Raw genomic sequence first — 23045 nt, forward strand, 5'->3', positions numbered from 1 at the left:
TTTAATACAACGTACCTATCTATGTATCACTCACTCAAGCCCGCCTGCGCCCAGATCTTACTTAAACTTTCCCGCGTCACCCGTACTCGCTCTGCTGGCGTCAATACATTGAGGCTGGCATCAAACGGCTCCACAACCACCGGCCCTTCATATCCCTTATGAGCCAGCACTTGTAGGAAGCTAGCGATATCGATCACGCCGCTAGCGCCAGCAAGCAAACGCTGATTATCAATCTGCTCATCAATGGATTTTCCGGCCACCGCGTCGTTGACATGCACATACACGATCTGATCGACGGGTAAACGTTCCAGATCCGCAACCGTACCATGCGAGGTGTACCAGTGCCAGCAATCCAGCAGAAGACCAGTATTCCCGGTTCCTATCTGGCGTCCAAGCTCCAGACCGCCATCAATCGTAGAAATAAAAGCATATTTGTGGCCCCCGCGCATCGTCTTAGGGCCAACAAACTCCAGGCCAAAACGACACCCATGATCGGCCAATATTTGCGCAATTGGACGCAACCGCCGGACATGAAATTCCATATTGGCGTCGTAATCCAGCTCATCAGAAAACGGCAATATCCAGGTCGAACACCAGGGACTCCCCAGAGCTTGAGCAAGCGCCGCATACGCAGGCAATTTTGCCAATCCTTCCTGGTAAATCTCCTCCGACCTACGAAAATCGACTGGCAACCCCCAACCGCCAGGGCGAATGCCTGCTGCCTCGAACCGCTCCTTGGCGCTCTGAACTGAACTTTCCTGCGCCAGTTGCCATAACTCCGCAAGAGGCAGGTCGAGAGCCGTAAATTTATTGGCTTTCGCAAGTTGGAGCGCTTCATCTAACGGGACAGAAAACGAGAGTGTACCTGGATTCAAGCTGATGAACATGAAATAGCATTTCCTTCCTTTGGATACAGACAGTGAGAGATAACCATCGCCGTTATCTCTCACTGGCATCATATCACAGTGTTTGCCCCCTGAGACAACGCTGGCCTCCTTTCCCTCATCGGAAAGGAGGCCAGCAAATTTGCAATTTATTTACCCTTAGCGAATAGATACTCACGCAAGCGCAAGTAACTTTCATAGCGCTGATGCGAGACATTACCCGCTTCAACAGCTTTCTTTATCTGGCATCCCGGCTCATGAGAATGGCTACAATCAATACCAAAGCGACATTGACCGATGTACGGCTCCATCTCGATAAACAGGCTCGCCACATCAATTTCGTTGACATTCCACAAACCGAATAGCTTCATACCAGGCGTATCAACCACGCCGCCACCGAAAACGAGATCGAACATTTCCAGGTGCGTCGTAGTATGCTTGCCCTTCCCGGTTGCCTTGCTGATCTCCTTGACCCGTAGACCCAGGCCCGGTTGTAGCGCATTGAGCAGGCTTGTTTTGCCTACTCCTGACATACCCACAAACACAGAGGTTCGATCTCTAAGCCTCTCTCTCACCTCTTCAATCCCCTGATCAGTAACAGTACTGGTCAATACAACAGCATAACCCACGTTTTGATAAATGCGCACCATCTCCATAAAAGCTTCATCCTGGACCAGATCAGCTTTCGTAATACAAATGAGCGCGGGAATGTGCGAAGCCTCTGCCATCGCCAGATTGCGGTCAAGCATCCTCCAGTTGGGTGCTGGTTGCGCGGCGGCAAACACCACGACGACCTGATCCACATTGGCAACAATCACCTGCTCTAACGGCCTGGGTCCAGTCGCATAACGGACCAGTTTGTTTTTGCGAGGCAACACCTCAACAATCATACCTGCACCATCATGCGCATTTTCAAAGCGTACCTGATCCCCAATCGCAATGGGATCAACAGCCTCAATTTCCTTGACTGCCACAACATGCGGGCGAATCGAATTGGGGTTGGCAATAGGATACAACAGGCGTTTGCGCAACTTGTTTGACATGGTACAGAGAATGCTGTTCTGTTTGTCAATACGAACGGTATAATGTCCTTGAGATTTTTTAAACACAACTCCCTGAGTTGCTCTATCCAAAGATCCGAACGGCTCGGACAGGTACATATGCTCTATCTCCTTCATGAGAAAGAAAATCAACCACAACCAGACATATAGCCGGTATATCAATAAGAGCAAAAGGGGTAAAGCCCATCCATAGCGGCTCTCATGGAGAAGCTACAAAGCCAGTTCGCACCTGTAGCTGTATTATGCGGGATATCCTGTCCGATGAAATGCTCGATGCAGAAAAAGTCGAGCGTATCTAACGCTTGCAGAGGCGGTCAGGCGCACAAAAACAGCATCCATACTCGCAAATGAATGCAGTGCAAACCAGTGGATGGTTCTTGAAGACTTTCATAGTGCGCCTCCTTAAATGTAATGATGAAGTAAATGTACCACAGGAACCTTTCGATTGCAATAGGCGATTTATTGTAGAGAATGAACGGGAGAGCCATTGTTTCCTATCAATGGTAAGAATTGGTACTTTCCATATCCATAGCTGTATTTTAAAGTAGCTTCATAATCAGTGGCGTGCTTCACTCAGTTGGAGCCAGCATCTATATCAATACAAAAGAAATGGAGCTAGAAAATAATGCCAACCATTCGCGAATTGACAGCATCCGAAACCTATCTCGCTTATACTAGCCTACTTGAACTACGGCCACATCTTCCATCACGCGACGAATTTGTGGAGCAGGTCAATCTCAAACAGCGTCCCGAAGGATATCGGCTTGTCGGGTCGTTTGAAGAGGGCATAGACGAACCGGTCGCCGTTTCCGGCTTTCGCACGGGTCATAATCTGGCCTGGGGCTATTTTCTCTATGTAGACGATCTGGTCACACAGGCAGCGTTTCGTGGGCGAGGTCACGCCGGTGGACTGTTGCAATGGATCTACGAACAGGCTCGACAACTTGGCTGTCGTCAGGTCCATCTTGACTCCGGCGTGCAACGCCACGATGCTCACCGTCTCTACCTGAATCAGCGCATGCATATCACCTCACATCACTTTGGTCGCCAAATGTGATGCTATAACCTACTTTCCACCTGTTTTACCCTCTTTCTCCTTTAACCTGCCACTATCAACAGGTGCCCAGGCTCACTGGACATAGTCAACAACCTCATTCGTTCAATCAGGAGGAAATTGACATTGCAGTGAGGGCGGTTACACATGATATGATGTAAGCAACCCAGAGATCAGCGAATGAGTTCCATTCGTTATCGATCATCACTATCCCGTAACCAGAAGAAAGAGAGAGCATAATTTTTGGAAAGTAAAACGAAAGTAAACGTTGGTCTTATTGGGTGTGGTGTTATCAGTTCTATCTATCTTGAAGCACCGCACACATTCGATATTTTAAATATAGTTGCCTGCGCAGATATCGACATGGAGCGCGCAAAAGCGCAGGCAGAACGCTACAACGTCCCCAAAGCCTGCACAGTAGAAGAGCTGCTGGCCGATCCTGATATAGACGTTGTACTCAACCTCACAATCCCCCGTGTGCATGCTGAGATCGGTATAGCAGCAATCGAAGTGGGCAAAGCAACCTACAGCGAGAAACCGCTAGCCATCAATCGTCAGCAGGGAAAAGCGCTGCTGGATGTGGCACAGGCAAAAGGTTTGCGCGTTGGCTGTGCTCCCGACACCTTCCTAGGCGGAGGCATCCAGACCTGTATCAAGCTGATCGACGATGGTGCGATTGGCACTCCTGTTGCCGCGACCGCTTTTATGGCCGGTCATGGACCCGAGAGCTGGCATCCAGACCCGGACTTCTTCTATCAGGTCGGTGCTGGCCCGATGTTTGATATGGGACCGTACTATCTCACGGCCCTCATCGCCATGCTTGGCCCTGTCCGCCGCGTGACCGGCTCTGCCAGAATTTCTTTTCCTGAGCGCCTCATTACCAGTCAACCCAAACACGGCACCAAAATCACCGTCAACACGCCAACACATATTGCTGGCGTGATGGATTTCGATAGCGGTGTTGTTGGCACTATCATCACCAGCTTCGATGTCTGGTCGCATCACCTGCCGCGCATCGAGATCTACGGATCAGAAGGCAGCCTGAGCGTCCCTGATCCCAACACATTTGGTGGCCCCGTCTATCTGCGACGTGCGCAAGACAAAGAATGGCAGGAAGTGCCCTTAACTCATGGCTACGCGAAAAACCTGCGTGGGATTGGGCTGGCGGATATGGCTTACGCCATACAAGCTAATCGCCCTCACCGGGCCAGCGGCGCACTCGCCTATCACGTGCTGGATATCATGGAATCGATCCATGATGCTTCCAGAGAGGGAAAGCACATCGAGCTAACCAGCATGTGTGAGCGTCCACGCCCTCTCAACCCGGGGACACATTCCTGGGATGAAGATCGCTGACTCCTGGTTGTACAATACAGTATCGTCTTTTGTCAGATACAAAATCGAAGGAGAACAATGTATGTCTCAGATCAAAGGACCGGCAATATTTCTGGCACAGTTTGCCCAGGATGAACCACCCTTCAACAACCTCTCCAATATCTCTCAGTGGGCCAAAGATCTTGGCTACATTGGGGTGCAGCTTCCCGGGTGGGACGGTCGTTTTATCGACCTGGACAAAGCCGCTGAGTCAAAGCAGTATTGCGATGATCTAAAAGGGCAATGTAACGGCCTGGAGATTACCGAGATCTCAACGCATCTTATCGGGCAGCTTGTCGCAACGCATCCAGCATATGACATCTTGCTTGATGCGTTCGCCCCGGCAGCGGTACACAACAACACGAAAGCGCGTACAGAGTGGGCCGTCGATCAAATGATCAAAGCCATTAAAGCTTCGCGCAATCTTGGCTTGAGTGCCCTGCCCACATTCTCTGGTGCGCTCCTCTGGCATACCTTCTATCCCTTCCCACAACGCCCGGCTGGATTAGTGGAACTGGGCTTCAATGACCTGGCAAAACGCTGGCAGCCTATTTTAAATGCAGCCGAAGAGAACGGCGTTGATCTCGCTTACGAGATTCACCCGACCGAAGATCTGCACGATGGCGTGACCTTCGAGCGCTTCCTGGCTGCGACAGGCAATCATCCGCGTGTCCATATCCTGTATGATCCATCGCACTTCGTCTTGCAGTGCCTCGATTATGTTGGCTACATTGATTGCTACCATGAACATATCAAAGCTTTCCATGTCAAAGATGCTGAGTTTAATCCTTCCCCTCGCTCCGGCGTCTATGGCGGCTATCAGGATTGGGTAGACCGTCCCGGTCGCTTCCGCAGCCTGGGTGATGGTCAGGTTGATTTCAAGAGAGTCTTCTCCAAACTCACGCAGTATGGCTACTCAAGTTGGGCGGTGCTTGAATGGGAATGCTGCCTGAAAGACGCGGAACAGGGTGCCCGTGAAAGCGCAACCTTCATCCAGAGCATGCTTATCGATACACCAAAACATGCTTTCGATGATTTCGCTGGTGGTGCCGTAGACGAGCAGACCAACCGCCGCATTCTTGGCCTGGAATAGCACCCATTTTGTACGATAGGGGAGCTGCTTACACGCTCTCCTATCCTCAATGGTGAGGAAATATAGTACACAATACCCGATTACAATATTTTCTTAGAGAGGAGTCACAAGACTATGCCCCGAGATGTATCAAAGAGGAAGCTACGCGCAGGTATCGTGGGTGGAGGACAGGGTTCCTTCATCGGTGCCGTCCATCACGTGGCCGTCGAGCTGGATGGGCAGGCGGAAGTCATTGCGGGCGCGATGTCCACTGACCTACAACGCGCGCGTGCCTCCGCCGAAGCATGGTATCTGAAACGTTCCTATGACAGCTACGAGGAGATGGCTGAAGCCGAGTCGAAATTAGAAGAAGGCATCGATTTCGTCATGGTCACTACTCCCAACCATGTCCACTTCCCAGTTGCAAAAACGTTCCTGGAACATGGTATCCACGTAGTATCAGACAAGCCGATGACCTTTGATCTCGAACAGGCCCAACAACTGGTCTCTCTTGTCGAAAGCAAGAACCTCGTCTATGCTCTCACCCACAACTACACCGGCTATCCAGCAGTACGCCATGCCCGCGCGCTGGTACGTCAGGGGGAGATCGGTGAAATACGCAAAGTGCTGGTGGAGTATATTCAGGACTGGCTGATGACTGCCGAGGAGAAAACCGGCAATAAACAGGCAGGATGGCGCACCGATCCGAGCCGATCAGGTATCGCTGGCTGCGTGGGCGATATCGGCACACACGGTGAAAACCTGCTTGAGTTCATTACTGGCCTCAAAATCAAGTCGCTATGTGCCGACCTGACAACATTTGTCGAGGGCAGAGCGCTCGATGACGATGCCAACATGCTACTCCATCTTGCAAACGGTGGCAAAGGCATTCTGACCTGCTCGCAGATCGCGGCAGGCGAAGAGAACGCCCTGAGCATTCGCATCTATGGTACGAAAGCCGGGCTGGAGTGGCATCAGATGGAACCGAATACGCTGCTCTTCAAGCCACACGGACAACCTCAACAGATTTTGCGCACCGGTCTCGGCTATATGAGCGACGACGCAAAAGCTGCGACACGTACGCCAGCCGGCCATCCAGAGGGCTTCTATGAAGCGTTCGCCAACATCTACAAGATGGCGATTGCCGATATCCGGCGTGTGGAGTCCGGCCAGAAGCCAGAGGGCGGCTATCCAACCGTCTATGATGGGTTACGCGGTATGCAGTTCGTCTATGCTGCTGTCGAAAGCTCTCAGAAGGGTGTCTCCTGGGTAGATATGCCCTAGCCCCTGACCCATCACTCGTTGCAGGTCAATCAGAAGAGCCAGTACGCTCCCTGGTTGATCTGCTTAACTGGAAGACGTATCACGAATGCTTTTCTCAAGCTCCTCATGCAACCTTTCCAGAAACGCTGGATCGATCTCTCCAGTTGCATATATTTCCTGCTTGTCAGCCGTCGTTCCCTCATTCCATTCACGGGCAAAGCCGTGCTCATACCATGCTCGATATGCGACTATCTCCCAATCGGCCCTGCCCTCTGGCGCATCTAACAGGCTCCATCCCGCCCGTAGCCCTGGCTGATAATAATCATGCAGAGCAACCTTCTCACCATCCTGTCGTTGTATCTGCCGGACCTGCCGTCCGTTTTCCGCTCCTATCACAGCAAAGGTCGCGCAGCGAGTGGCAAACTCTTTCAAACGCAACCAGCGCACATTCTCATCAACCATAACCGGCAGGTGAGCGAACTCAGGCTGTTCCAGCAAACCGTTCACCAGTTCAATATAAAAATCGGGGGGATGCTCGCCGCCCGGTGTTGTCAACTGCTCTACAATAGTAGCATAACCATGCTGGATCAAAAATGAGAGAATGCTTTTCTGGTCGAGCTTCTTGCTCATGGTACTCAACTCTTTGCTCATATGTTCCCCTCACCATCCTGCATATCCCGAGATTTGCGCTGCCGCTCGGCCTTCACCACAGTTGTCCCTACAGCTTTTCCAACCAGTACAGGCGTTTCAAGGACATCCGCTGCTGAAGCACTTATATCGGGACGGCTCGCAATGACTTTATAGGCGGCAAATTCTATCCGTCGAGAAGTACGACCAACGCGCACAATACGGCCCGTTACTTCGATGAAATCCCCGGCATAGAGCGGTGCCAACAGTTCCACCTGCTCATATCCCACCAACAACCCCTCGTCTCCATCGCACATGATCGCCAGTTCCGTTGCCACATCGCCGAACAAAGCCAGTACCCGCGCCCCATTGACCAGCTGTCCGCCATAGTGAGCATCGCCAGCCCCCAAACGCACGCGCAACGATGATGTATATTCGCTCGTAGACGCCATGAACCTTCCCTTTCACAGACAAACTAACGTTCGTTAGAATAGACCCTCTATTAAGTATGAGAAACCTCAGTGAAAAAAGCAAGATCTGCATATAAGCCCTCTGGCAAATAATCAAAGCTCTGATACCACGTTTCATTCTTCCCGCTGTTCTAAAAAACTCTAGTGGTGATACAATGCAATCATAGCCTATCATTTGAATACATCACTAGTTGGAGTTACATGGATGCCAAACTACACGACCGCTCCGGCATTAACGTCTGAGTATATCGATAGCGTCTGGGAAACGCTGCCGAAACATCTTCGCCCGACCCTACTTCTCCCTGCCGCCGTGCTTTCTCAACAATTGCAGTGTGATATCACTATCGCAAGCGAGACGTTTCAGCATACGGGCAGCTTCAAATTTCGGGCCGCCTATAACACACTTGCCAGCATCCCAAACCAGCACGTCATCACAGCATCCTCTGGCAACTTTGGGCAAGCGGTGGCCTACGCCTGCAAACTGCTGGGTAAAACCTGCACCGTCGTCATGCCCGCGACCTCTGCCAGGGTAAAGATCGATGCCGTTCAATCCTATGGCGGTCAGGTTGATCTCATCGATGTTAAACAGGTGAGCCGCACCGAACGTGTCGCACAATTGATGGCAGCACAGCCAGGCGCTTTCCAGGCCCAGGCGTACGATGATTACCGTGTCGTCACTGGCAACTCCACGCTAGGGAAAGAGATTTTTGCTTCCGACCACTTTGATTATATCGTCGTCCCCGTTGGCGGCGGTGGACTCAGTTCAGGGATTGTTGTTGCCCGCAATCATCTACAGGCCCAGACTGAGATTATCGGAGCCGAACCGCTACCCGGCAACGATGCCGCCCGCTCGCTGCATAGCGGTCAACTGGTCCACAACGAGCAGGAGCCGAATACGATTGCAGATGGCGCACGCACAGTGAGCCTCGGCCAACTGAACTGGGAGATACTCAAAACGGGGCTTGCTGATATCATCGAGGTCGCCGATGCTACGACGCTTACGGCACTGCGCAACTACTTCCGCTACATCAATCTTAAAGTAGAGCCAACCGGAGCACTCGCTCTCGGCGCATTATTGACGCAACCAGAAAGATTTGTCGGAAAACGCGTCTGCTGCATCGTGAGCGGGGGCAACGTTGACCCGGCTGCCTACGCAAGGATTATTAGCGAAGAGTAGATCAAGATGAAGAGACGCGAGGAATTTCGCGTCTCTGTCGTCTATGCCTTGAGCGGATAGATACCGAAGTTGGAGAATTGGACCTGCGTCCCTGGTTTTGCATCCGTCACATTAGAAACAAAAAAGGCGACGCTCCCTTTGGTATAGCTTGTATCGTTAATTGTTTTTAGCTCCTGTCCATTCACTGTCAGCGTGAGAGCGGATCCATTCGCTGTAATCAAGATATGATTGACCTTGCCAGCCCCCTGAATCGCCGTCGATGGAGTCCAATCAACCAGTTTGGTAGGAGCATCGGCATTGGCATCACCCTTAAAAATGGCATAGCCTCTATCGCCATATAATGCAAAACGATAATAGGTTGCAAGATCGCTATTTGCATCAGATCCCCCGCGAATATAGACGCCATAGCCGTTGCCAGCATCGCCTTTCGTCAGAGTCGCATCAACAAATAATTTAAAATCATCATAGGATCGCTGGCCGGGAAGCGGCTCCCACAGCAATTTGTGGTTACTCTCCTCCAGTGTTAAATTACCGCCGCCCACTTGCACAGCATATTTACCAGCCACGCTCTGTAAATTCCATCCATATGTATTATCGTTAAACGGGTCAGCAAACGTTGCTGGAACCGCTGGTGTTGGAATGGGTACAGTTGTCTGCGTCTTTGGCGCGCTCTTTGCAGCAAAATAAATGATACCTATAGCACTGCCACTGATAATAATGATAATCAGAACGATAACGCCCATCATAACACGCATCTTAGAGACGGGCTGTTGAAAAAAATCACGCCCAATGAGGCTAGAAAGGCTGGCGGGAGGTTTGTTCATCGTTGCCGACCCACGATGAAAAGCTCCACCACTCATTGGCGGCCTCGCACTATTTCCAGGATTCACAGGTTGTGGTATTGATGGAGGAGTATAGAGTCCGGTGGGGGCTACCTGACCCGCAGAATTACCCCACTGTGCAGCAGAAACAGGCTCGTCTTCTGGTGGCACCCAGAGGCCATCTTCTCCAGCCTGGTTCTGAACTGGAGACACTGGCGCTCCAAATCCCACGCCTGCCATGCTGAGGAGTCCTCGTCTGGGGCCATTCCCTACCAGCTCTGGTGTATTCATAAACCCACAATTTCCACAACGCGCCTCGTTTGGAGATAACGACATTCTACATTGCTGACATGATCGCGTCATTACGCCTCCATGAGGTGAATAACTTGAGGACATCAAGAAACCTCCAATAACGACCGAAGATTCATTCCTGCTGAGTATCGCATAGCATCCGCTAAATGTCTAATCATGCTTGCTTTAATAGTATGTTTGGGTCCATTAGACACGTATTTTTCCCGTCTTTTCTCAACAGGTGTTCTCTATTCAGTATACATCGTTACAATCACTTTTGCAGAAGATAATAGCGAATACATTCCACACGTATCTATTATGAGAGGATATTTTCGCCATTATCGCACATATGAATAAATTGTATTTTTGTACACATACCACTATAAAAAGAAGTTATTTATGTACACTCAAAACAGGTATCTCTCGCCGGATATTGAAGCGCAAGCAACGATGAGCCTGACGGATCGCCTCCTCTACCTCAGCAGCAGTCTCACCACGAGCAAAAATGAAGCCGAGATAGCTCGCTCCCTCTGGCAAAGGCACCAGTGGATGATGCAATTGCGCAGTAATCTCCACACCGGTAATCAGCGGAACTGCTGATGCTTCATCGACGCCATGCACAGCTCTCAACATCCCTGCTGCCGGTATCGGGATCATCATCACCCCGGCCGAGTGATAATCGCGTTCAACTGAAACCACATCTTCGCCAATCGCATGGCGCAAGATCAGCTCTTCCAGGCACATGCCAGAGCCAAATTCGAGCACAGTAGAACACAATCCGCCGATTGAGCGCCCCGCAATCTCCAACATCCAGGGACCGCGCTCATTGACCCGCAATTCGGCATGCACCGGACCCTCGCGCAAGCCGAGAGAGCTGGCCGCCGCTGCAACACATTGCGCAATCGCTTGCTGCATTTGCTGAGGCAGACGAGAAGGCGTCACATAAATGGTCTCTTCAAAAAACGGTCCATCCAGCGGATCAGGCTTATCGAAGAGCGCTAATACCTGAAGCTGTCCATCCGTCAGTAAGCCTTCTAGCGCCACCTCTCGCCCCGGAATAAAATCCTCTACCAGAAACGAGGTTTCATGTTCCGAACACCCCTCGCTCAAAAGGATGCGCTTCAAGCGTTGGAACGCCACCACAAATTCCTCTGGATTATTGGCCCGTATGACTCCTCTGCTCCCAGAGAGCCTTCTCGGTTTCAGCACACACGGATAGCTCACTTCCCCCGCAATTCTTCTGGGATCATCATTCAAAGGGAAATTGCGAAAGATGGGACAGGGCGCGCCGCCAACTGACATTAACTGGCGCATGAGAAATTTGTCTCGTGCTGCCTCAGTTGCATGGGGAGAGTTATGCGCCAACCCAAGCATCTGACTGGCATGAGCCGCCAATTCGCTAGCACTATCGTCAACTGATAGAATTGCATCGATATGATGCTGTTGTACGTACTCAGAAATTGTTTGTAATGAAGCGGGAATATCGCTAAAATCCAATCCCAGCGGTACATGCCAGTATTCTGCAAGTGTTTCCGGTAAATCTATCCCTACAACGACCTCGATATTCAGGCTCCGCGCTGCACTTAAAAATGCGCCGCCGCGATACGTCGCAGGCGACATCAATAACAAAACGCGTTTCTGCTCTTGTCTTTCTCTCATATCCATAACTTAATCCTGTTCAACATCTACCACAAAGCCTTTTGCCTTCAGCGCTGCGGCCAGCCCAAATAACCTGGCATCCCCGTGCGCCGTCCACACAAGCTCCTGTAAACCTGATCGGCCTGTTTTTTCCCAGAAACACTCATACGTCCCCTGCCAATCACGGTGCTGTATTCTCCCTTGATAATGCCAGGAGGCTGCCATCTTCTATTATTAAAGCCGAAGCCAGAACCTTCAACGCTGGCAAAATCTTTACTCCGAAAGATCACCTTCATCTATCTCTACCTCATCAAAAAGCGTGGCCGCTTCTCACCTGCACCACGCTCAAACCTTGTATCCTATCCTACGCTCTTTTTCCCTCTCTGACAAGTATGCTAGGATCAATGACAGGGCTTTCCAGTTCTCCGCTCAAAGGGGTGCAGGGGTCTCCCTGCCGGGGCCTGGGGCGTCCCCAGTTTCCTTCCCTCCTTCGCGCGCCGCCTGCGGCGGCGCGCAAAAGAGAAGAAAAAAGTTTTTTGCGGGGACACCCCGCACCCCGGCAAAGGGCTGCCGCCCTCTGCACTCCTGCTAGATGGGAGAATTGGAAAGCCCTGGGATCAATGAGATTGCGCGTTGCGGATATTTCTATCTGGCAAGCATCACCTTCTCTGTGATATGAATCGTTCTAGTAATGAGATGGATATTTTCTATCTCTCTCTTTCAATTCTAACCAGAGAAAGAACAACAATCATGCCAACACTCGTTTTTTTCCTGGACGTTGATAATACATTGCTTGCCAACGATGATGTGAAAACCGATCTCGATCAACATCTCAAAGCAGTGCTAGGTCCAGAACTGACTGCACGCTACTGGGACTTCTATGAGCAGGTTCGCCACGAGAAAGAGGTTATTGATATACCGCTCGCACTCAAGCGATTCCGCGAAGAGACGCCTCTCTCACAAATGGATGAACACACCTACCAGCAGATCCACTCGCTCTTCGACAATTACCCATTCTACAAAGCGCTCTACCCCTTTGCTCTGGAAACCCTGCGCTACTTGCGCACACTTGGCCTCACTGTGATTGTCTCGGATGGAGATCTCTGCTATCAGGCAGAAAAAATCGTCAACAGTAATCTGGCCGATGCTGTAGAGGGGCGCGTCCTTCTCTATGTCCATAAGCAGGACCATCTGGCAGAAATTACGCGGCTCTATCCTGCCGACCGTTATGTTCTTATTGATGATAAACCGCAAATCCTCGCCGATGCAAAAAAGATTCTGGGAGAAGAACTCACAACCGTCTTCGTCCAACAGGGAAAATATGCTGCGGCACAATCTCCTGACGGCTTTCAACCAGATATTACCGTCCCGGCAATAGGAGACTTGCGCAACTACACAGCAGGAAACTTTTTCAATCCTAAAACCGCCAGGTAATTAATGTATATGAAAACACACCAGAATGCACGGGTAATCCTCAGCATGAGTGCCCAGGAAACGCTGTTACATGATATTTACCAACGACGTTCTATTGAAGCCTGTGGGGTTCTTTTAGGCACTATCGATGCTAATGGCAACTGGCAAGTACAACAAATCCAACCACTACAAAATACAGCAAACTCATCAGTATATTTTGAGTTTGCGCCCGAAGATTTGTTAGAAGTTGAACTGACCCGCCCGGGAGAAATCATTGGGGTCTATCATAGTCATCCCGGCGGCTTCGCGTCGGCAAGCACGACCGACCGTGAGAATATGCAACGGGTCAACCTGGAACAAGAAATCCCCTGGGTCTGGCTCATTATCTGTGGTCCTTTTAACGAAGCCTTTCTGCAACGAGCCGACGGACAAATTCCACTTGCGTCAATTCTCGCGTACCATCACTATTCACAGGAAGGGTTGCAACAGATTGCCGTACAAGCTGAACAGAACTTCCGTACTGAATTGTAGGGTAGGCTAGTCATAGCTGGGCAAATAAGATATAATGATCCCAACCGCGATGGTAGTAGTATCAAAGATTCAGGTATGCGGAAGCAGTCAGGAGCGAGGAAGTAGCCAATGAAATGTCCCAAGTGTGGCAATGAGGTAAGTCAGGAGGAAGCTTTCTGTGGCCAATGTGGTGCCCCTAAAACACCACCAGCCAATGCTACAGAGATGGTCGGCACGCCTCCACCCAGTGGGCGTCTTGGCTCGCAATACCCTGCTGGCCCTTTTACGTCAGCTCAACCTCCCCACACGTTCCATCCAGGGACGCAGGCACCGTCGCGCACCAATATTCCGCCTTCCAGTTCTTTTATATCGCAACAAAATGCCGCTCCCAATCAACAAACTGGTTTTTATCACGATGCAACGGAGGCTATGACTGCCTTTCCAGGAACGCCCGATCAAACATATAATACGGCCTATCCACAGCAATCGGGCTTCCCTGGCGCATCCATGCCCGGCAACTATCCAGGCTCCAGCCAGTTTAATCCGCAGACGCAACAGGCATTTCAGACCGGAAACTATCCGGGGCAACAAATACCTCCCTCACAATCCTTTCCTACCGGACAAAACTACGACTACGGTACGTTTGGAGGAGGCATGCCGCAGCCCCCGGCCAGATCGTCAGGAGGTTCCATCGTCGTTATTGTGTGCGTGTGCCTTGTTGTTGCGCTCGTCGTGGGTATAGGAGCCGCCAGCTTCTTTATGACGAGAAATCAAGCACCCGCATCGACACAACCCACTGCAACGACGACCGCCGCTCCATCGCCAACAGCGAGTGTTGAGGCGACTCCCAGCCCGACAGAAGCTGCCACTCCGACACAAGCGCCATCACCTACACCATCACCAACGCTGGCCGTCACGCCTACGGCGGTGCCCGACGCCAACTTTACCTGGTGTACCGATGCTTGCCACGCCTATGGCTTCCAGGTGGAGTATCCCAACGGTTGGGCGATGGGTCAGGCCGTCAATGCTGCCGGTGTACAGTTTGTGAACCCGGCTCAGGGAGATCAATATGCATCCTTTAAAGCTCCTGGGCCAACCACCAGTTCGGCAAATGATCTTGTTGCTGGTGACTTACAAACAAATTTTGCGTCAAAACCCGGCTATACAGCCCCAACTGCTACCTCAGCGACCACCATCAGCGGCGAAACCTGGGTAACAGCGATAGCTTACTATCTATCCGACGCGCAACAGAAAGAGCGCGTCGAAGTCATCGCCACTGTTCATCAGGGGAAAGCCTACGTTATAGAACTACAGGCTCCCGATAGTCAATTTGATGCCGTCAATGGTCAGTTTTTCAATCCTATGCTTAGCCGTTACCAATTCTTGTAGACCATGCCATCGGGCCTCGGAGGTTCAGTGAAGTATTCTCTTACCTTGCTTGTCTTTGTGAGTGGAATGACCAGCCTTGCACTCGAAATGTGTGCATCCCATCTTTTGGGAGCCTATTTCGGCACTTCGCTCTACATCTGGGCTGTCCTGATCGGCCTGATCCTGATTTACCTGACCATTGGCTACTTTCTGGGTGGTCGGCTGGCGGATCATCACCCGTCCTCGCAGGTGTTATGCTCGATTACTGCCGCAGCAGCCCTGACCACATCGTTGATCCCTTTCGTCAGCCAGGGTATTCTTTCCTGGGCCGCCAACGCTATCTCACAGGTATCAGTGAGCGCATTTCTCGCCTCTTTGCTTGGCACCGTTTTACTTTTCGCTGTTCCCGTAACCTTGCTGGGGCTGGTCTCACCGTTCGCAGTCCGTCTCGCCACTCAAGATGTTGGACGCAGCGGCCGTATCAGTGGCTCGCTCTATGCCATCTCAACAGCTGGCAGTATCTTAGGAGCGTTCCTACCTGTCCTCTGGCTCATCCCAACCTTTGGTGTTCGTCGCACCTTCCTGATTTTTGGTGCCTTGCTTTTTGCAGCTTCTCTCTGGGGTCTGCGTCCACTTCTGCGGCCAGCCTTTGCACTGGCCCTCGTAGCACTCGTTTTACCGCTGGGGCCGTTGAAAAACATACCCTATCTCACATACGAGCAAGAATCACTCTACAACTATATTCAGGTAACACAATTGCCCGATGGCACACGACAGCTTATCTTGAACGAGGGACAGGCCATACACTCAATTCACTACTCAGATCCCAACCGCGTTCTGACCGGCTGGTATTGGGACTATTTCCTGACCGCTCCTTATTTTAACCCTGGCCCTACTCCTAAAAAGTTGCAGCGCGTCGCCATTATCGGGCTTGCAGGCGGAACCATCGCACATGAGATCACACAGGTCTATGGCGATGTGCCTATCGATGGTGTTGAAATCGATCCCGCTATCGTTAATGTGGGGCGCAAATATTTCGATATGAACGAACCGAATCTGCACGTGTCAATACAGGATGGACGTACATTCCTGGCGACGACCCACGAAAAATATGATCTCATCGTCATTGACGCGTTTCAGCAACCCTATATTCCTTTCCAGCTCACAACACGCGAGTTTTTCACGCAGATTCACGATCATCTGTCGCCAAATGGGGTGGTTGCCCTGAATACGGCCCATACCAACACAGATTATCGACTCGTCCATGCGTTTGTGAATACGATGAGCCAGGTCTTTCCCAGTGTCTATACCTTTGATGTACCTGAAACGTTCAATACAGAAGTCATGGCCACGATGAGGCCAACATCAGTAGAGACCTTCCGCACAAACCTCTCCACACTTGATCCAACAACTGTGATGGGTCAGGTCGCCAACGAAGTCTCGCCAGTCGTAAAGCAAGGGCATCCCGATGGAGGGATAGTCTTCACAGATGATCGCGCACCGATAGAACAAATTACCGATCAACTTTTACTAAACTATATACAACAGCCATAACGCTGCTCCGAACACGCCTCCCGGTACTACGCAGTACTTCGCCGCATTGCTGCCAATCAATTACCACTGTATGTTTTATGCTTATACTGTTGCTCAACAGTATTGACATACAGTCACACATAGACATAAACTCATAGAAAAGGGAAATTCATCCTGGTCCCGGGTATATTTTTCACGCTATAAATGGTATCCTTGTAAGGGGAAATTACAGTACCCAGAGGAGATCCTAGAAAGCCGAGAGGAAACATCATCATGGTGGTAGTTGCAGTAATTGGAGCGCAATGGGGAGGCGAAGGAAAAGGCAAAATCGTCGATGAACTTTCTATGCGTGCCGACTTTGTTGTCCGTTATCAGGGAGGAAGTAACGTTGGCCATCGCGTTGTTCACGAAAAAGGTGATTTTGCCTTTCGCCTCGTCCCCTCCGGTATCCTTTTTCCCAACACGACATGCATCATCGGCAATGGCGTTGTCGTTGATCCCAAAGGCCTGATTGCCGAAATAGAAGATTTACAAAGTAAAGGTATTGATATCTCACGCCTCTATATTAGCGAACGCGCCCATGTTATTATGCCCTACCATTTTTTGCTCGATCGCCTGGAAGAAGAAGCACGGGGCAATGATAAGGTTGATAGCTCACAGCGCGGCATCAATCCAGCTTATGTTGATAAACATGCACGTACTGGAATTCGGATGTCAGATTTACTCGATGTTGATGCCTTCCGCGCTAAACTTTCCACTATTCTGCAACAAAAAAACCGTATGATTACTCAAATCTATGGACAACGACCTCTCTCTTTAGAAGAAATTCACGGCGAGTATTTCGCCTATGGCCAACGGCTGCGCTCATACATTACTGATACTAATAAAATGCTCCATGATGCGCTCTTCGATCATAAGACGATTCTGCTAGAAGGTGCTCAAGGCGCTCTTCTGGATAGCGATTTCAGCACCTACCGCTTCGTTACTTCATCCTCCACCATTGCCGTCAATGCAGCCGCCGGTGCCGGACTTCCCCCTCGCTCAGTTGATCGCGTGGTTGGCGTATATAAAGCCTATCTCACGCGCATCGGTAGCGGGCCCATGCCGACCGGCCTCTTCAATGCTATCGGGATGGAAATGCGAGATCGCGGCGACGAATTCAGCACAACGACGGGCAAAGAGCGCCGCTGTGGATGGTTTGATGCGGTCGCGGCTCGTTTTGTGGCACAAAGGAACGGGTTGGACGCAGCCATCATTACCAAGCTCGATGTCCTCGATACCTTCCCTACCATCAAAATCTGTACAGCTTACAACCTGCATGGTAAAATCATCCATAGTCTGCCAGCAACCTTGAGCGACCTTGCCGCCTGCGAACCGATCTATGAAGAACTGGAAGGCTGGCAAACCAGTACAAGTAATATCACCTCATACGAGGATCTGCCCTCAGCGGCCAAAGCTTTTCTCAAACGTCTGGAAGAGCTGATTGAAACACCCATTGCCATGATCTCAGTCAGCCCCAGAAGAGGAAGAACGATTCAGATTCAAGATATCCTGACTATGTCACAGCGCGATCTTGATCCATTCCAAAAACGCAACCAGCCCATTCATTAAGCATGCAACAACTCACACAATAAAGCAGATATATAGCACGAACTTCTCTCCTACCTATATATCTGCTCTTTCCTGAAGATACATCGTTTCATTCGATGTTTTTGCTCAACCAAGAGGCTTCTTCGCCATCGCTGCCCCACTACGTGGAAACTGCGTGGGACATAGATCGCGTTGTTTCCATACCAGCAATCTGCGCCCATCAGCCAGCCCTGGCAACTCCACAGGAATATCAGCTTCAAAGACAGCTCGAACCTGCGCCGCGGCCCGCTTCCCCTGTGCCAGTTCAGTGGTCAGCTCGCCCTTCTTTGGCAAAATAATACGACCATGCACATGACAATAGGGAGCGCAATACTCAAGCAGTACAGGAATAGCAGCCACCGCACGCGCAGTCACCATATCAAACGCAGCGCGATACCCACGTGTATGGCCTAGCTCTTCGGCCCGTCCATGCATCACTTCAATATCTTTCAGATGCAACGCCTCTACCATATGACGGAGAAATAAGACCTTTTTATTAGTCGCCTCCAACAACGTCACCTGCCACTCTGGACGAACAATCTTCAATGCCAGCCCGGGAAAACCAGCTCCCGAACCAATATCAAGCAAGCGCGTCCGCGGCTGATCATATGCCAGCAACAACGACAACGAATCGAGAAAATGTTTCACTAACACTTCCTCTGGATCGGTAATAGCTGTCAAATTGATACGTGTATTCCAATCGAGCAGTTCCTCTCGATAGCGCTCAAATTGTTGTGCATACTGATCTGGCACACCCAGCCTTGCCAGCCCTTCAATAAATTCTCTCGTTAGCTCATCAGCCATATCTCACCACAAAAAGCATGTACCACCCCTCTCAAGAGATGGTACATGCTTTACTACTCTCCTACGATATCAATTTTCGCTTGCTGTTGAGATAATCCACCAGCAGATACTCGCCGAGGTTATCCTTGTCCGCATAGAACGTGCGACCGTGATTGATCTCCGCCATCTGGTTGACGAAGGCCTGCATCCAGTCATCATCATATAGCATAAAGGTATTGATCGTTATCCCATCGCGTGTACAGCGCTGCACCTCAAGCAGCGTCTGCTGCTCGGCATACGGGCTAGGGAAGGCGAACTGCCAGCCACGATAGCCCTCTTGCTCTTCATACCAGACGGTGGGACCACCATCAGTAATCATGATGATCTGCTTGTTGACGCCGCGATGTCGCGCCAGCAATTGCCGCGCCAGCATCAATCCATGCGCCATATTGGTGCCACGATCGTTATCATAGCGGCTCATCTCGATCAACTCGTTGGGCTTATATTCACGTGCAATGAACGAAAACCCGACAATATAGAGATTGTCGCGCGGGAACTGCGAACGAATCAGGCTCTCCAGGGCCACCGCGACCTTCTTCGCCGCCGGCTGACAACCGTTATAGACCATACTCAGGCTCATATCGATCATCAGCACCGTCGAAGATTGCGTTGTAAACTCGGTACGATAGACCTCGAAATCCTCTTTCAACAGGGTCACTGGCGTCCCGGTTCCACGCCGATGAATAGCATTCATCAACGTTTTCTCCAGGTCCAGCAAAAATGGATCGCCAAACTGATATGGTTTACTTTCATCCGTGCGCTCGCCGCCAATACCCCGATAGGGTGCCACGTGCCGCCCGAAGCCGTCGCGTTTCAACTTATTAAAGATATCTTGCAACGCCTTCTGACCGATCTTACGGATGCCGCGCGCCGTCAGTTCCCAGCGGTTCCCTCTCTTCTCAATATAGCCAGCTTCCTCCAGCATCTTCATGAGTTCTTTGAGCTGCTCAACTGATTGATACTCCTCGTCGCCAAGCAACTCCTTCACCTTCTCGCTGTCTATCGCCTCCAGATTATCCAGGCGACGGGCCTCTTGAAGCTGATCTTCCAACCCCTCCATCTGTTGAAGTCTGCCCATCATGCGCATTGCTTCATTGAGTGGCAGGGTCTCATTGCCGCGAAATGGGAACCGTGTGCGTACCTCCTCCATCGGAGCCAATGCTTCTAGATTCTGCGCCAGTTCCATCATATCAACACGAATGCGATCATCCCCCATGAGTTGCTCCATGAGGTTCTGCAATTCCTGTCGCTGCTCTGGAGAAAGGTTATCCATGATGCCCTGCATGGCGGCCATCTGCTGCTGCATCTGCTCGATCAAATCATCCAGCGAATTCACGTCGGGAAAGTACTGACCATGCTTTTGCATGAAGGAGTCAAAATCAGGCTCTCGCCCCTCCTGCCGCTCACGCAACATCTTGTTTAGATCGCGAATCATTTCTCGCATCTGCGCAATATCTTCAGGGGTCATGTTTTGCAGCGATTGTTGCATACCCTGGAAAAATTGCTGCATCATTTGTTGCTGCAAACTCGCCATCAGTTCTTGAAACTTCTCGCGGGCCTGCTCATCCATAAAGTCATACTCCGAGAGCTTCTTGATCTGTCCCGGAATATCTTTCGGCAGCTGTTCCAGATAATCCTGTTTACGTTTGGCAATCATCTCCAGCATCTTCTGCATCTGCTCAGGAGAGAGATCGCCACTTTGACCTTCTCCCTGACCAGGCTGTCCACTCTGAGGTTGATTCCCAGCTGAGGATGGCTGGCCCTGCTGCCCTGGTTGCTGTCCCGCTTGCGGCTGATTGCCCTCCTGAGACTGCTGACCACTCTGCGGTTGATTATCCAGACGGCGCTGAATGCCCTCGCGCTCCATCTGCTTGATCTCCTCAAGCTTCTCGCGCAGATCATCCATCACGCCCGATGCCATATTGTAGCGATTTAGTTGCTCGCTGCGAGTGTTCCGCAAACGCTGCATCATTTCTCGCAGCCCCATTGCACGACGCCCATCCTCGCCACGAATGCCATCCTGCATCAGGCGTTTCATCGCCTGCTGCAAGTTGCCATTCTCCAGGTAATCGTCGGACAGGGCTTTGAGAATATCATCAGCGTCCAATCCTTCGATACGCTGCGTCCCATCCCAGCGCGAATACCCGTAGCGATTTCTATAGAAGCGTTGAAACATATCGCGTGTGTCCTTTAGCGTCGATAGCGAATCTTACCTCTGACTTCATCCTTATTAAGACGACGATTCAGGTGCAATCCTTCGAGAATAAATTCGACGGAAGAGGCAATGGCCGCAGGGTTCCCACGTCCACCCAGTTTGTCAATCGCCTTGCTTAAACCACCAACTTTAGATAGCTGATTGACATATTCCATCGAAGACAGGTCATCACCAACCTGCACGTTCAAGCCACGCTCAAATCCCGCCACAAGCTGATCGAATTCACGTTGCTCGAAGTACTCATTAAAAACGCTTACAATGGCGGCATTAATGAGCTTTTGCACCACCCGCTCTTCTTTGATATCCCCCACCGCATCCAGTTCGATCTTGCCACAGGTCGAGGCCATGATTGCTGCGAGATCGCTGACGCGGGGTGCAGCCTGTCGCTCCTTCAATCTGAGCGCACGGCGGCTGGCATTGCTCAACACATTCTCAAAGTTTGAAACGGAGACGCGCACACTCACGCCCGAACGCTGGCTAATATCGTTACTGCGCCGCGCCAACTGCGTAACTTCCGCGATCACTTCTTTCATAAACTTCGGAACAGTGACCTCCAACCCCTCGGTCACAAAATGAGCGCTCTCCGCCTCCATGATCTGCATTTCATGTTCCAGACCATATGGATAGTGAGTGCGAATCTCCGAACCGACACGGTCCTTTAGAGGCGTAATAATACGACCACGATTGGTATAATCTTCCGGGTTAGCACTGGCGACCACATAGACATCCAGCGGCAGGCGAATCTTGTAGCCCCGGATCTGTACGTCGCGCTCCTCCATAATGTTTAGCAGACCCACCTGGATACGCTCAGCCAGGTCAGGTAGCTCGTTAATACAAAAGATACCTCGGTTTGTGCGAGGAATCATACCATAATGGATCGTCAATTCGTCGGAAAGATAGCGTCCCTCCGCAACGCGAACAGGATCTACTTCTCCCACAAGATCGGAAATGGTGATATCAGGGGTCGCCAGCTTTTCACCGTAGCGACGGTCGCGAGGGAGCCAGGCAATCTCCACCTTATCACCGAATTCCTCCACTTTCTCACGGCATGCCTTACAGACTGGATCAAATGGATCATCGTTGATCTCGCAACCAGCAATCACTGGCACGACTTCATCGAGCAAATTTACAAGGCTACGTGCCATACGCGTCTTTGCCTGACCACGCTCGCCAAGAAAGATGATGTCTTGACCGGAAAGAATGGCATTCTCAATCTGCGGTATCACTGTCTCTTCATACCCAATGATCCCTGGAAACAGTTCTTCCCCTTTACGTATTTTCTGAATCAGATTCTTCCGCATCTCTTCTTTTACGGAAAGCACCTTATACCCACTGTCACGCAACTCTCCAATTGTGCGCGGTTGAGTAGTAATGGACATTCGATTATATACTACCTTTCTTGGGGATTGGCTTCGTGAGACACCTGGTAATAACTGAGGAAAGATACACGATCCACAGATCCCACGATAGCAAAAAACAAGTGGAACCTTCCTTGATTCTACCGCCTCACAACCCAAAACGCAAGAGAATGCGCTGAGAGACTCCCAATATACAGGTGCCACTACAAGAAATTTTCTCCTCTTCTCCAGACAAATATCTTCCTGACATCGTGACAGATAGAGGGAAAGCGCTCTCAGGTCTTTCTTAGGAAGTTCTCAAAATAAAGGGAAGGCTCTAAAAATTTTCTCAAGAAACATAGCCGAACCCTAAATATCGGTTCAGTGAAGCATTCAAAACGTTGCCCTTTTACTATACCCCTGTGCTACACTATGTACCAGATATGGCCCCGTACTTCGTGCTTA

Annotated in this window: 20 protein-coding genes; 10 read left to right on the plus strand and 10 right to left on the minus strand. The window is 50.8% G+C overall.

Translation table 11 applies throughout. The features are described from left to right. Window positions 1–26 precede the first annotated feature (26 nt). Entirely contained in the window at window positions 27–887 is an 861-nt protein-coding gene (locus tag K3T83_RS04550; protein ID WP_220201787.1) for a sugar phosphate isomerase/epimerase family protein, read from the minus strand. Window positions 888–1033: 146 nt separating this feature from the next. Continuing rightward, window positions 1034–2044, minus strand: coding sequence for a ribosome small subunit-dependent GTPase A (gene rsgA, locus K3T83_RS04555; protein ID WP_220201788.1), 1011 nt, complete (start codon window positions 2042–2044; stop codon window positions 1034–1036). A gap of 526 nt (window positions 2045–2570) precedes the next feature. Between rsgA and K3T83_RS04560 the strand changes: the two genes are divergently transcribed. The 4 genes from K3T83_RS04560 (at window position 2571) to K3T83_RS04575 (ending at window position 6729) form a co-directional block, all read left to right on the plus strand. Continuing rightward, the gene (locus K3T83_RS04560) at window positions 2571–3002 is read left to right on the plus strand and encodes a GNAT family N-acetyltransferase (protein WP_220201789.1); all 432 of its coding nucleotides are present in this window, start codon (window positions 2571–2573) and stop codon (window positions 3000–3002) included. Window positions 3003–3242: 240 nt separating this feature from the next. Continuing rightward, complete coding sequence (locus K3T83_RS04565) at window positions 3243–4355, plus strand: Gfo/Idh/MocA family protein (RefSeq protein ID WP_220201790.1); 1113 nt, start codon at window positions 3243–3245, stop codon at window positions 4353–4355. Window positions 4356–4416: 61 nt separating this feature from the next. Next, window positions 4417–5466 carry a sugar phosphate isomerase/epimerase family protein gene (locus K3T83_RS04570; protein WP_220201791.1) on the plus strand — a complete coding sequence of 350 codons (1050 nt, stop codon included), beginning with the start codon at window positions 4417–4419 and terminating at the stop codon, window positions 5464–5466. A 114-nt stretch (window positions 5467–5580) separates the two neighbouring features. Further along, window positions 5581–6729, plus strand: coding sequence for a Gfo/Idh/MocA family protein (locus K3T83_RS04575; protein WP_220201792.1), 1149 nt, complete (start codon window positions 5581–5583; stop codon window positions 6727–6729). A 63-nt stretch (window positions 6730–6792) separates the two neighbouring features. On the opposite strand, the gene K3T83_RS04580 is transcribed toward K3T83_RS04575, so the two are convergent. Both K3T83_RS04580 and kal read right to left on the minus strand, forming a co-directional pair. Beyond that, window positions 6793–7359 (minus strand): hypothetical protein, encoded by a 567-nt coding sequence (locus K3T83_RS04580; protein ID WP_220201793.1) that lies wholly within the window; start codon window positions 7357–7359, stop codon window positions 6793–6795. Then, complete coding sequence (gene kal, locus K3T83_RS04585) at window positions 7356–7787, minus strand: 3-aminobutyryl-CoA ammonia lyase (protein ID WP_220201794.1); 432 nt, start codon at window positions 7785–7787, stop codon at window positions 7356–7358. The genes K3T83_RS04580 and kal overlap by 4 nt, the downstream gene beginning before the upstream one ends. Before the next feature lie 223 nt (window positions 7788–8010). Between kal and K3T83_RS04590 the strand changes: the two genes are divergently transcribed. Continuing rightward, window positions 8011–8982 carry a threonine ammonia-lyase gene (locus tag K3T83_RS04590; RefSeq protein WP_220201795.1) on the plus strand — a complete coding sequence of 324 codons (972 nt, stop codon included), beginning with the start codon at window positions 8011–8013 and terminating at the stop codon, window positions 8980–8982. A 41-nt stretch (window positions 8983–9023) separates the two neighbouring features. On the opposite strand, the gene K3T83_RS04595 is transcribed toward K3T83_RS04590, so the two are convergent. The 3 genes from K3T83_RS04595 to K3T83_RS04605 all read right to left on the minus strand — a co-directional run bounded on the left by K3T83_RS04595 (window position 9024) and on the right by K3T83_RS04605 (window position 12028). Then, window positions 9024–10094: a LamG domain-containing protein gene (locus K3T83_RS04595; protein WP_220201796.1), complete on the minus strand. Its 1071-nt coding sequence runs from the start codon at window positions 10092–10094 to the stop codon at window positions 9024–9026. Between the two features lie 393 nt (window positions 10095–10487). Beyond that, a complete protein-coding gene (locus tag K3T83_RS04600) occupies window positions 10488–11753 on the minus strand; it encodes an ATP-grasp domain-containing protein (RefSeq protein ID WP_236064819.1) in 1266 nt (421 codons plus the stop codon). A gap of 47 nt (window positions 11754–11800) precedes the next feature. After that, complete coding sequence (locus tag K3T83_RS04605) at window positions 11801–12028, minus strand: hypothetical protein (protein WP_220201798.1); 228 nt, start codon at window positions 12026–12028, stop codon at window positions 11801–11803. A gap of 454 nt (window positions 12029–12482) precedes the next feature. Here K3T83_RS04605 and K3T83_RS04610 point away from each other — a divergent pair, with 454 nt between their 5' ends. The 5 genes from K3T83_RS04610 (at window position 12483) to K3T83_RS04630 (ending at window position 18167) form a co-directional block, all read left to right on the plus strand. After that, a complete protein-coding gene (locus K3T83_RS04610; protein ID WP_220201799.1) occupies window positions 12483–13166 on the plus strand; it encodes an HAD family hydrolase in 684 nt (227 codons plus the stop codon). Window positions 13167–13175: 9 nt separating this feature from the next. Next, window positions 13176–13676, plus strand: a complete 501-nt coding sequence (locus tag K3T83_RS04615) for a M67 family metallopeptidase (RefSeq protein WP_220201800.1) — start codon at window positions 13176–13178, stop codon at window positions 13674–13676. Window positions 13677–13784: 108 nt separating this feature from the next. After that, window positions 13785–15044, plus strand: a complete 1260-nt coding sequence (locus K3T83_RS04620; protein WP_220201801.1) for a zinc ribbon domain-containing protein — start codon at window positions 13785–13787, stop codon at window positions 15042–15044. 27 nt (window positions 15045–15071) lie between these two features. Beyond that, on the plus strand, window positions 15072–16577 hold the full coding sequence (locus tag K3T83_RS04625) for a spermidine synthase (protein ID WP_220201802.1): 1506 nt from the start codon (window positions 15072–15074) through the stop codon (window positions 16575–16577). Between the two features lie 252 nt (window positions 16578–16829). Beyond that, window positions 16830–18167: an adenylosuccinate synthase gene (locus K3T83_RS04630; protein WP_220201803.1), complete on the plus strand. Its 1338-nt coding sequence runs from the start codon at window positions 16830–16832 to the stop codon at window positions 18165–18167. A gap of 105 nt (window positions 18168–18272) precedes the next feature. Here K3T83_RS04630 and rsmG read toward each other — a convergent pair whose 3' ends face one another. The 3 genes from rsmG to K3T83_RS04645 all read right to left on the minus strand — a co-directional run bounded on the left by rsmG (window position 18273) and on the right by K3T83_RS04645 (window position 22622). Next, the gene (gene rsmG, locus K3T83_RS04635) at window positions 18273–18989 is read right to left on the minus strand and encodes a 16S rRNA (guanine(527)-N(7))-methyltransferase RsmG (protein ID WP_220201804.1); all 717 of its coding nucleotides are present in this window, start codon (window positions 18987–18989) and stop codon (window positions 18273–18275) included. 61 nt (window positions 18990–19050) lie between these two features. Next, entirely contained in the window at window positions 19051–21204 is a 2154-nt protein-coding gene (locus K3T83_RS04640; RefSeq protein ID WP_220201805.1) for a vWA domain-containing protein, read from the minus strand. A 14-nt stretch (window positions 21205–21218) separates the two neighbouring features. Next, window positions 21219–22622: a sigma 54-interacting transcriptional regulator gene (locus K3T83_RS04645; RefSeq protein ID WP_220201806.1), complete on the minus strand. Its 1404-nt coding sequence runs from the start codon at window positions 22620–22622 to the stop codon at window positions 21219–21221. Window positions 22623–23045 lie beyond the last annotated feature (423 nt).

It is taken from the genome of Reticulibacter mediterranei (genome assembly GCF_016587455.1).